The sequence below is a fragment of the Bacillus pseudomycoides DSM 12442 genome (assembly GCF_000161455.1).
Taxonomy (GTDB): Bacteria; Bacillota; Bacilli; order Bacillales; family Bacillaceae_G; genus Bacillus_A; species Bacillus_A pseudomycoides.
Genome location: NZ_CM000745.1, coordinates 5,371,898 through 5,383,947 on the forward strand (window position 1 = coordinate 5,371,898; position 12,050 = coordinate 5,383,947).

The 12,050-nt window shown below is 32.0% G+C and carries 9 protein-coding genes and 1 pseudogene; 8 read left to right on the forward strand and 2 right to left on the reverse strand.

Features of this window, described 5'->3' with window-relative positions:
- Window positions 1-952: 952 nt before the first annotated feature.
- Window positions 953-2,653 carry a hypothetical protein gene (locus tag BPMYX0001_RS27235; protein WP_006097399.1) on the reverse strand — a complete coding sequence of 567 codons (1,701 nt, stop codon included), beginning with the start codon at window positions 2,651-2,653 and terminating at the stop codon, window positions 953-955.
- A 1,101-nt stretch (window positions 2,654-3,754) separates the two neighbouring features.
- Here BPMYX0001_RS27235 and BPMYX0001_RS27240 point away from each other — a divergent pair.
- The 5 genes from BPMYX0001_RS27240 (at window position 3,755) to BPMYX0001_RS27260 (ending at window position 8,357) form a co-directional block, all read left to right on the forward strand.
- Entirely contained in the window at window positions 3,755-5,479 is a 1,725-nt protein-coding gene (locus BPMYX0001_RS27240) for a helix-turn-helix domain-containing protein (RefSeq protein WP_006097400.1), read from the forward strand.
- Window positions 5,480-6,039: 560 nt separating this feature from the next.
- The gene (locus BPMYX0001_RS27245) at window positions 6,040-6,336 is read left to right on the forward strand and encodes a hypothetical protein (RefSeq protein WP_029427758.1); all 297 of its coding nucleotides are present in this window, start codon (window positions 6,040-6,042) and stop codon (window positions 6,334-6,336) included.
- Window position 6,337: 1 nt separating this feature from the next.
- Window positions 6,338-6,523, forward strand: a complete 186-nt coding sequence (locus BPMYX0001_RS27250) for a hypothetical protein (RefSeq protein ID WP_006097401.1) — start codon at window positions 6,338-6,340, stop codon at window positions 6,521-6,523.
- Window positions 6,524-6,622: 99 nt separating this feature from the next.
- Window positions 6,623-7,804 carry an FtsK/SpoIIIE domain-containing protein gene (locus BPMYX0001_RS27255; protein ID WP_033799470.1) on the forward strand — a complete coding sequence of 394 codons (1,182 nt, stop codon included), beginning with the start codon at window positions 6,623-6,625 and terminating at the stop codon, window positions 7,802-7,804.
- Complete coding sequence (locus BPMYX0001_RS27260; RefSeq protein WP_033799471.1) at window positions 7,743-8,357, forward strand: replication-relaxation family protein; 615 nt, start codon at window positions 7,743-7,745, stop codon at window positions 8,355-8,357. The genes BPMYX0001_RS27255 and BPMYX0001_RS27260 overlap by 62 nt, the downstream gene beginning before the upstream one ends.
- 5 nt (window positions 8,358-8,362) lie before the next feature.
- Here the strand turns inward: BPMYX0001_RS27260 and BPMYX0001_RS27265 are convergent, their stop codons facing one another.
- The gene (locus BPMYX0001_RS27265) at window positions 8,363-8,593 is read right to left on the reverse strand and encodes a helix-turn-helix domain-containing protein (protein ID WP_003209566.1); all 231 of its coding nucleotides are present in this window, start codon (window positions 8,591-8,593) and stop codon (window positions 8,363-8,365) included.
- A gap of 463 nt (window positions 8,594-9,056) precedes the next feature.
- Here BPMYX0001_RS27265 and BPMYX0001_RS27270 point away from each other — a divergent pair.
- The 3 genes and pseudogenes from BPMYX0001_RS27270 to BPMYX0001_RS27280 form a co-directional block, all read left to right on the forward strand.
- Window positions 9,057-9,266: pseudogene (locus tag BPMYX0001_RS27270) on the forward strand (Y-family DNA polymerase); the annotation flags it as partial.
- Window positions 9,267-9,898: 632 nt separating this feature from the next.
- Window positions 9,899-11,251, forward strand: coding sequence for a patatin-like phospholipase family protein (locus tag BPMYX0001_RS27275; protein WP_033799473.1), 1,353 nt, complete (start codon window positions 9,899-9,901; stop codon window positions 11,249-11,251).
- Window positions 11,252-11,436: 185 nt separating this feature from the next.
- The gene (locus BPMYX0001_RS27280; RefSeq protein WP_018767625.1) at window positions 11,437-11,880 is read left to right on the forward strand and encodes a hypothetical protein; all 444 of its coding nucleotides are present in this window, start codon (window positions 11,437-11,439) and stop codon (window positions 11,878-11,880) included.
- The last annotated feature ends 170 nt before the right edge of the window (window positions 11,881-12,050 follow it).

The window sequence follows — 12,050 nt, forward strand, 5'->3', positions numbered from 1 at the left end:
AAGAACCCTAAACTTCTCATTTTAGGGTTCTAATTATGAAAGAATCGTTATTCTATATGACTAGTTAACAAATAGACATTACATCTATTTATTGTACTATTTAAATATAATATTTCCCTGTTAAGTCATTAATTCTAATATTTTTTAAGTTATGCATATATTTATATAAGGTATAACTTATCCCAAGTAACAAACTAATTCTGTAATAAAATCTAATATAAATATATATCTTATATATATTTAAAATATAAAGATAAAACTTTTATAGGACAAGTAAATAGGGGGGTTCTCTTACTGTCACAAGGATTCTGAAGATGCTATAGCGTAAAAAATCAAAAATAGCAGTATTTAACAACGGAAAAGTAGGCATAATATTGATATAGAAACTACAAATAATCATAAACAAAAACATATATTTCTACATAAAAAATGAAACAAATAAATACATTGTTAAACATATTTATTCACTCGCTTAATTCTGTATTAATCCACTGCATGTCCACAATTTTATTTTATTTACCCACAAACTGTTCACATTAGGTGCTAAATAATTAACATAATCCGAATTTATCACAGTACTCACACAAATATTGATGATTTTTGATAGATAAGTTACTAGAATACCTTTATATCAGTGATTATTGTATTAGGTTATTCACATTCGACTATATTTATCTACTTATACACAAAACTTTAATTTTTTCTTGCGATTATTTGTAGGTATTTGAATGCATTAAGGCAGCTCATAACGTGTTTATATGAAAGTATGTGTGGAAATTTAGTCAGCTACAGTGCAGTTGTTGTATAGGATTGCATAAAAAAAGACTCTATTATTAATAGAATCGACGAAAGTTGATTGTTATTAGGAATCAGTGCAAGGCTTTCAAATAACGGAACAAACACGAATAGCCCTCTACTTTTAATTTTTTCAAAAATAGAGAGCGAAGTATTTTTAATTGGTTTCTATTACTTCAAGTACTTGTTCAGCTGTTGTTACTTGAATACCAGTGCGTATTAACTTTTCAAAGGCACGCATAAATGTAATCAAATTGAAGTCATCTGGTACTTCAATAACACGAAGCGTTTCTTTAGGTAATCTATCTATCTTTTCAATGAACAATTCGCGAACATCACTAGGAATAAAGCGCTCTTTATGTCCTCTTGCTTTTAAAAGCTCACGTATTTCAATTTCTAAAGCCATATAAGCATTTAGATTTGTACCTTGTTCATAGGCGTACTTTCTAAACAACGTTTCTTCTTGATACTTTAGATAGTTGCGGTGATACGATTCCTCTGTAACAGGTACAGCAAATTTGTATTTTAGTAATTCATACGTTTTACGGAACAACTTTTTGATGTTTCGAAGTGAGTACATAGAGAAATGTAATCCGAAATCAAATACAGCTTGTTCTTTTTGCTCTTTAGGTACATGTTGTGTAATAAGAGGATAAATACCTTCCTTAGCCGCCGTATCAAGAATTTGATATTGTGACGTTTGGTTTAATAGTTTCTTCAGTGTATATACTAACTTACTTGGATATTCCTCATTACGATCTATCATGTCACGCAAGCTATAAATTACACTACGAATTTGTCGGTGGCATGTATATTTAAGTACATGAATAAATTTATTCATGTCTTTTGTAAATTCACCAATATTCATATCTTGTAGCACAGATTCAATAAAACGAGCTTTACGAGCATAAGTAACCTTTGGCGTGAATGGATCACGATACGGTACTTCTCCTGCTTCTTTTGTACATAAGAAATCCGTATGTAAGGAGAGATATAAAGTCGTATATCTTTTTTTATTATTAACCCCTTTTTGTAATTTACAAATTTTGAATAGGGGAGTTCCTGTACATGGTAGTGCAGTTGTTAATTCTGTCATAACGGCACGGATTTGATGCGGGTATTTCTTATGTAAAAAGCGGTACATTCCACCAAAATGAGTTTTATTTCCTCTTTCATCCTGTTTGTCCAAGGAACGTTTTAGTGTAGTTTCTCTGTGCTGTTGCATAGCAATGTCCAAGAATAATTTCTTAGCTGCAACTGACAGCCCAAAGAAAGCCTTTGTAAATACCACTGGGCTAATATAAACATAAGGGTTTGCCTTTTCAGTTTCTTCATTCATAAAATGAGTTAGCTTAATGGTATAGCGGCCATCTAATTCCTTTTCAATCGTGACAATGTTATGTAGACTTAGTTTTTTTAATGCAATGTAGAATTGAGAATGCTGTATGTAAGCAAACTCTTCTTTATATTGCTTGTAATCTTCCCACATCATATGTACTGTTACATTTGGAATAACCCCATTTGTGTAACATTTTTTGTGTAGGTATAAGAAGACTTCTAAATCTGCGTTTGTAATACCATATAATTTATGTTTCCTTCCCATAGTTTCAGAAACAGCAGACAGGGTACGACGTGAAAAAGATGGTTTCGCCTGTTCTACAAAGCCATCTACATCTGCAACACGTTCTTCATATGTCATTTGATCCAGTAGATCTTCAAGGTATGTATCTTTATAGCTGTAGTATTTCTCCTCGAAAGTTTCAACAAGTTTTTGCCAAGACTTCAGTGTTACTAATACTGCATTTGTAGATTGTCCATTTAGACCACGTTGGTTATGAATAATAAATGATTTTCCCATCTTTTTCACCTCCTACCTGTAAACTCAGAAATATATGCCAGGATACTATAAAATATACCAATTTTGATTATAACAAATCGAAAATTGCTGAAAGGTGCTCCTTTAAGGGGAATTTTGAGAATATGAAACACGACATAAAACCAGTTGTGACAAGGGATACAGGATTTTCTTCATTTTTTTTTGTGTCAAGGATATGGCAAAAAACGTTTCATGTTTTAGATGTGTCAAATTATTAGTGAAACAGTAGAAAAACGTTGATATATAAGGGGTAAATGAAGATGTTTCATGTTTTTACGTCGAGGATATGGCAAAAGTGTTTCATGTTCATATATGAGTCATTTATTATGGGGATATCCATTGAATGTAGTGGTATGAAGGGTTGTAAGAGAATTGAAAAAGATATTAGGTAAACGATATGGCAAAAAACGTTTCATGTTTTAAAATTTAAAAGGTCAAGGATATGGCAAAAGTGTTTCATGTATTATATGTAGGGGAAAAAGAAAGAAACACCTATAAAACCTTGATACATAAGGGTTTATAAGTGTTTCTTATATTTGATAAGGTCAAGGATATGGCAAAAATGTTTCAGGGTGATCTAGGATCCGCTTTGTACATAGAAGGTAAAACGCTTGATATATATGAGTTTACGGGATGTTAAAAAAAAATTGAAAATATATAATCAAAATAAGAAAAATTAACTAATGTTTCATCTTTTGAATTTTAGGTCAAGGATATGACAAAGATGTTTCAATTGTTTGTTTCAAATAGATATGAATGAATCTAGCTCATTATATACGTGTTATGCATGTAAAAGCATATATAAGAGTATGGTAGAGAAGTGATAAGGGAAAAAGTGTGTTTCATATTTATAAAAAAGGTTAACAATATGTCCAAAAGTGTTTCAGTTATTAATTCGTTAGATTAATTGATGGTATATTGGTTGGTAATGTATAATAAATGTTATTTCACTTGTACAAACAAGACAAAAGTGTTTCATTATTTTTTTGAACATAACAGAATCGGAAAATAATAATGATTTATATATAAGTCGCTAAATATTGGTTTGTTTGAAAGGAATGTACGAAAGAAAGGAGTGACAGCGTGGAGAAATTAGCACAATTGTTTACTGATGCTTTGTTAATATCTGAACCTTTATATGGAAATAACAAAGCTATTTGGGAGAAATGGACTTCTTTTAGCGCAGACGTAGAAAAAGATAGTAGTAAGGTTGTAACATCACAATATGTTTCACCATCTTTTTCAGCATTAGTATCGTGGCTTAGTAAAAAGAATGAAAGTGGAATAACCTCACTACAAATTGCTATTAAGTTGAACCAGTATAAGAACGAAATCCATTCAGAAATTGAACATCTTTTAACAGAAGAGTTTAAAAATGATAACAAGCCAAAATTAAGTGATGAAACAGTAATTCAGGTAGAAGAAAACAAAGATGAAACAGATGATAAAGATTATTTTGAGGTCAATAATTCTGCGGTTTACTTTAAATTACGTGACGGGATCTCCAAGAATCATTTTGAAGAGGATTCAAATATAGGTGTTAAATCTTATCCGATTGAAACGAAAGAAAGTAATGCGATAGCTCAGCTTTCTTCTCATAGGGATGAGGATTTGAAGCTGATTAAAGATGATGAAGCGTCCCGGTGGAACACTTTAGTTAATGATGTAATGAGTAATATGGATGATCTTACAGCGGATGTATTAGATTCAATTACTATACAATGGCTAGCTCAAGCTCAGTCACCGGACGAGTTCATCGAATTTTCATATGAGCAAGTGTTGGATATGTGTAATGTACCTAAAAAGAAAGTAAGTAAGGGAGAATATTATAGACCTGAAGATAAAATTAAGGTTGCTAAGAGGATTGCTGCTTTAGCGAGCATTTTTATATATTTAAATGATGATAACGAAGTAGTTGTTTTAAATGATGAAAATGAAAATGATGAGGAATATAAAGTAAAAAGGGAAGTAATTAAAAGGTTATTTGTTTTAGATTCAGTTGTATTATGGAGACATAATACAACAAATGAATATATGGGTATTGAATCCTGCCGAATTAAACCTGGAAGCTTTTTATCAAGTTATTTATATGGTTCAAATAATACTACAGCTTTATTATCTAAAAAGGCACTTGAATATAATAGTTATCGACATAAATATCATAAACGCTTAATTCGTTATTTAACATGGCAATGGAGAATTAGGCAAATATATTCTACTTTAAAGCGCCCATACTCCATTGGAGGCGATAAAGGATTATTAGCTGTCATGGCAATTCCACTTACATGGAAACCAAGTCGTATTCGAGAACACTTAGAGAATGTTCTTACTGATTTAGAGAGAGAGAATGTGATCTCTAAGTGGGAGTATTCAAGTACATTAGATGAAGAACGTTTAAATAAGAAAAATTGGTTCAAAGATTATTGGATCGATTTAAATATTACTATTCTTCCGCCAGAAGAATTAATTAAGTCTATGTACAATTTACCAAAGAAAAAAACATTAGAAATAGAGAATGATAATGAAACAACAATAGAATATAGTGAAAAGACTAAAGATATTATTGATATGCCACAAAGCACAGTTAGTAAAGAACCTGACATTTTTGATGAAGAAGTTGTTCGAGAAAAAATACTAGAGCGACACAATGTTGATAATATAAGTATACGAGAGCTTGCAAAAGAAATAAAAATATCGGCACCTACGTTATCTAGATTTTGCAATAGACAAACCAAGCGTTTATCAGCTAATGCAGTTGAAAAAATGTCAAAGTGGTATGAGAGACAAATGATATTAGAAAAGATGTAATCGTCAAATATATATTTATAGAAATGTGAGAGAGCCTATTTTATTTTGGATATAAAATAAAATAGGCTCTTTACTTATGTTTGTGTTTCAATTATCAATCAACAGATCTATTGTAGCTTTATAATTAAAATTGATAAAAAAGAAACAGTTAATCCATTATTAGTAGCGAACAAAAAAACTCCATTTTGAAAAAAGATTGATCAAAAGGGAGTTAATTCTCTAAATGAAGTATATAATTTTTATAATAAAGTTTGATCATTTCTAGGAGCCTTATTGTACTAAAGCACCCATTAGTGCAATAACAGTTTATTATTGAATATGAACAGTTAAAAAAGATTTGGCAAAAAACGCAAAAGATCGAACGAATTATAGCTTAGGTAAAACTAATTTTGTAACTGAAATATTGGAAAAAGCTATGAAGTCTTATAAAGATTATTGTCGAACGTCATTCTAAAATGGGAATGGCTTATTTTTGTACTTTTTTGTGGTACAAATTCGAAAAAGGAAGTCATTATCATATGTATTAAATGCATCTAGAATTTTATGTGGATGGTGAGGATATGAGCCAATATCAAATGCTGTATAGTACACCTTATTTGTATTCTTCAAAAATGCTTAGACAAATGTACAAAGAAACAAAAAAAGAGGGAAATCTTTGTGCTATACGAGACCACATGTTAAGACATGAAGTGTATCTGGATCGACAATATCGGGCGTACTATTATTTAAGTCAAGACATCGAAGAGGATCTGTATGGGGATGAACATGCTTTGTCTTGGAATGAGTTATTAGATGACTACCAACTCTACAGGGATCGTAAAGGGAATTTGTCCATTAAACCAAAAGGATGGGATTAACATGACAATCATTGGAGAGTTAGGAGTTGTGTATGGTGTGACAGGAGTCTCTATTTTAGGGATTAAATTGCTGGAAAAGAAAGGTCTTTACCTTCCAGATTGGTTGCTACGTGCGGGTCTCAAATGCTTATTGATTGGGAGTGTTTGGTATGTGTTAATGGATATACTAGATGTGTTTCTACGTTAGTATTTTATCTGGTAGTCGAAAATAATTATAATAGCGCATCTTAAGTGTTTTTTCTAAGCATCCATACAGGCTCAACTACCTTAAGGAGGTATGGAGGAAATGTTATCACTTTTATTAATTCCAGCAACCTTTATAACAGTAGCTTATTTTTGCCAAGGTAAAGGAATGAGTGATAAGAAAAAAATTGCAACCTTTTTTGAAATTACAAAGATCTGTGTTCAGCATAAAGGGGAATTACAATATCCGATTTTCATAAAGGAAATGGAAGATGACATAAGTAAGAATTATGTTTACAAGTTACCACTTGGTGTCCCAAGTCAGCTAATCAAAAAGTTAGCTGAAGTATTGGAAGAAGGACTCTACAAACCTGTTAAAATATCGTTTTATCAAAGGGAGCTTCATATTCGGGTATTTAAGAAAAAAATACCTGAAAGGTGGAATTGGTCTAAGGATTTGTTAAAGGAGCAAACATGGCGTGTTATGATGGGGAAATCGTTAGATAAGTACATCTATCATGACTTTGAGAGCACACCGCATATGTGCGTGTCGGGTATGACGCGTTTTGGAAAAACAGTATTTCTAAAAAATGTGATGACGAGTTTAATTTTACAACAGCCTCAACATGTGAGTTTTTTTATTATCGATCTAAAGGAAGGTCTAGAATTTAGTCCTTATAAGGATCTGTCCCAAGTAGTAGAAGTAGCTGAAAACCCACAACAAGCGTTAGAAATGTTGGCTAAAGTACGTAAAAATATGCTAAGACAGATTGAGATAATGAAGAATTATTATTTGACCAATATCATAGACACATCAATTAGAGAACGCTGTTTCATCATAGTAGATGAAGGAGCAAATCTTTGTCCGACACAAGGGCTTCCGAAAAAACAACGGGATTTATTATATATGTGTCAGGAGATGTTATCTGAAATTGCACGAGTTGGAGGAGGTTTAGGGTTCCGGCTCATATTTTGCACTCAATATCCTACTTCGGATACATTACCAAGGCAAATTAAACAAAATGCTGATGCAAAATTAGGGTTTCGGTTACCTACAGCAATCGCTTCGCAAGTTGCTTTGGATGAACCAGGGCTTGAGGATTTACCTTCCCTTCCAGGAAGAGCATTGTTTAAGACAGATCGTACAGAAGAAATTCAGGTACCTTATCTGAAGGATAAAGAAATGTGGGATTTACTAAAGCAATACAAGGTGGTGAAACAACATGAAGCATCAAACGCTCAAACAGAAAGCGAGGCAAATCGAGATTTTATCCACTTTGAGTAAATTAGACTTTGCAACCAGGAGACAATTGCAAGCCATTCACTGTTTAGGAAGTATTCGGAATGCAAATCGTGTATTAAAGGATCTGACTCCATATTGTCACATCACAAAAATAGCTCGTGAACATGTATATTATTTAAATAAAAAAGGACGTGATTTATTAGGAATCACAAGGACAGTAAAGAAAAATAGTCAATTACAGCATATATTAATGAGAAACGAATCCTGGATGTGGCTAGGATTTCCAGAATGGAAAACAGAAAGACCTATAGAATTTTCAATCAAGGGTCAGCGATATCAAATTATCCCAGATGCAACCTATTTTGATGATAAAGTCCCTCATTTCGTAGAGGTAGATCGCATGCAACATATGAAAGCAAATGAACATAAAATACAGTTATATGGCCATATAACAGATATCTATAAAAGACAGAATGCTATTGTTCCAGTGATTATCTTTTTTACACTGTCAGACTATCGGCAATCTAAATTAGAGCAATATGCTGTAAAACAAAATGTATTTATGAGAACGTTCGTTATGGACGATATATTTTAGTTGTATTAAACATTTATGTCCCAAAAGTCATGATAATCAACACGCTTATCAAATTTTCTTAGTGTTTTAATAATTTTGGTTGCGGATGTTAAAGTGGGAACACGATCTTTTTTATTTGCTAAATCACTTATTAATGATTTACTTAATCCAGTTCGTTGTACTAACCATTGTTGTTTAATTCCTCTACGATCTAAATAATCACCAAATGGAGTTCTTTTTTTTCCTAGCCCAAACATAGGGAATCCCTCCTAATAGAGAATATCGTACTAATAGCTTGTACAATATTCCATAAAACTAAACCTTTGTTCATAAATATGGAATTATGTTTTAAAACGAAGCATAGAATAATATAAAGAAAATCGAAAAATATGGAATAATTTTGAGGAATCTAGCATTCATAGTAATAGCTACAAGTTGCTGATACACTATCCTAATGGCAACTTGTTGCAAAGGGTATTCCTATAAAATAAAAAGCTTAAATCCATTGATACACATGGATTTAAGCTTTTCTTAATTTATGAAGCAATGAAAATGAGTTTAATAAGTTAAGAGATACTAAATTGATCAGTGGTCGAATTTTGAAGAATTGCATATAATTTCACGTACCATATTCGTATTAAAAATTATTTATAAAAGGATTATAATACAAAACAATGGGTTTATAATAAGAACATGTGTTCTGTTTTTGGAGGTAAAATGATGTTCGATTACTCAAAATGCATGAATCGAATGATATTCTGTATCGACCTTTGTTCATTTTTTGCTAGTTGTGCTTGTGTTATGCGAGGACTAGATCCATTAAAAGTGAAATTAGCTGTTGTTGGAGATGTAAATCGAAATGGATCTATTGTATTGGCTGCCACTCCTGAACTGAAAAAATTAGGGATTTCTACAGCAACCAGATTTTATATTGCTGTTTTTTTTGAGTTAAATTTAAATTAACAATTCTATCAAAGGTTATTATAATTTTTCTCAAAAATAGAAAAATGTTTAGAGCGAAATTAATTAAAAAGCGTCATCTTTTCGGGGATTTTTAGTTTTTAGAAGAGAGAGATGTAAATATGGGGTTCAGCCGAGATACATTTGAAAATGGTTCTTTTTACACACTTAATGATAGTTTGACTGTTAAAACGAAGGATATACAACGTTTGTATTAGATTATTTCCATTCCCATTCCCAATCCAACTGTGGAAAGATGTAATCAAATTTGAATTTTGTTAAGAAATAGATACTTAATATAGGGAGAGGGGAAGGATTAACATCTAAATCCAAAGAAATTGTAGACTTTTTAACTAAAAATGAACAATTAACTTTAGTCCTTTATCTTAAGCTCTTATGGTTTGGCAATTATCTTAAGAATATTTTGTTTCCTAATAAAGAGGAAAATTCTAATGCAGTTCTTAAAAAGAACTGCGTTTTTTTAGTAATAAAGATCTACGATGATATCATCATTTTATAAATAAATTCACTGCATACTTGCTCCTACAGTTGGAGATTATTTCAGATGTACAGATTTGAGTAATGAAAGAAGGGGATTAATTTTGAATAAAAATCTGAAATTAGCATTTTCTGGCGGTGGGTTTCGGGCTTCATTCTATGCGCTAGGGGGATATAAACGGCTAGTTGAATGTAAACTAGATCAGTATGTGACGAGTATCAGCTCTGTTTCTGGAGGTAGTATCACCGCTGCAGCTATTATGCTTGCCCTATATAAAGGTGGTGAGTTTCGAAATGTAATTGATTTTGAAGAGCGTGTTATTACTCCCTTAGTTAAATTAGGACAAATCGACCTTCGTACAAAATTGATTACAAATTCTTTTACAAAACAAATCTTGTCTTTTAAATCTATTCGGGAGAAATGTAGCGATGCACTACCAACATTACTTGATGAATATCTTTGCGAAGGGATTCACATGAAAGAATTACAAAACCTTTCGACCACCTGGTATTGTAATACAACCTGTTTAGATACTATGAGGATGTTTTATTTCTCAAATGATCATATGTACGGAACTTATATTGGACAAACAACCAATATAGATGACATTTCCGTTTCTTATGCTGTGGCTACTTCTGCCGCTTTTCCATTATTATTTGCCCCTATCTCTTTATCGGTAGCAGATAGAATCTTTTGCGATCCGGAAAATCGAATGCAAGGGAACCCATTGTTAAAATATGACACCTTGTGGTTTTCCGATGGAGGAGTATTCGATAATATCGGAACTGAACCATTGATATTACCGGATGAGGCAGAATCAGTAAATAATCAACGTAGATCTCCCCCTTTAGCAAAGCATAGAAAAGAACCTATGAAATTTATTCCCAAAAATTCTGATGAGATATACTTTGTGTTAGATGCCTCTGCGGCTGAAAGAGAGTGGAAAGAAAATGAAAAACCTACTCATTTTGAATTAAACAAACGCATTCTAGATACATCTAATAGCCAAATTGTAGTATTAAGAAGAAAAATGTTACGTAATTTAGATCCAGATATTTACCCAGGATTACAGCTCATTCTTAGTACTCCTATTCAAACTTTATTAGATTCAAATAGGAACCCTTTTTATACTGACCATGTTTCTTTACCAGACTATCAATTATATTCCCCTCCTTCAGACGAAGAAAATATAGAAAATTTATTAGCAGGACTTCGTACGGATTTGGATGGTTTTCATGATAGTGAAATTCAAACATTGATGCGTGCAGGTGAAATTCGAATGGACATGGCTTTACGGATGTTGCTGCCAGATTATATGAAGAGTTTAAAAAACATATCTATTCCTACATTTTCATCAGAAAATATAGAGCAACTTTCAGAAATATTACGGTCAGGTGGTAAGCATCGCTTAACTGGCAGTCTTTTTCAAAAACTTCATGATATTAAGGAACCTTGAGAGAAGAAATGTCTCAATTCATTGGCTTGTATCATTGGAGAAATGTAGCATTTCTATTTAAAATATGATGGCTTCGGTATCTACGTAAAAAAGTTTATGTAATTATTTTTTTATAATAATAAATTTTGTGTATCTGTAAACAATATAGGACGTAAACATTTATATAGACTATGGAGGGAACAACTATGAGCGAACATTTACAACACCATCCCCATTTCGGGAATACGTTAGCAGATCATTTTATGGAACATCATCGAAATCCACTTTCATTCCATGCTCCCATCGTACATGTTAAAGCAACAATAAAATTAGTTGAAGAAGACGATTCTAATTCAGAAGGTGGAACACATCAGCATTTTTTAATTAATAATATTCAAGTTATTGATATAAAAGGTGCACCAAAATCTCTAGTAGAAGATGAAGCTTTTTGTGCAATTCGCTATGGGGATAAATTAGGATTAAAAAATCCTATCCCAGACTTAAAAGAAGGGGAAGAAATCGAACTACAAGGGGAGTATGTTGATAAAACACATGCAAAGGTAGGAATTGGTAACCCAGGGGATCCAGTAATACACTTCACACATCACCCGGTAGGATTTGTAAATTATAATGGTAAACATTACGAATAGATATTTAGTTGACCCTTTCATAAACAGTGGGATTTTATTTTTAGCAAATAACAAAGGTGAGATTCATAAATGGTGGAACCTTCCATATGTAGGAAGAACTCAGTGCATTCCAATTTAGCTATGCTATTTTCTCTCTTAAAAAACGCTATCCCTTTTGTGTATTTATACAA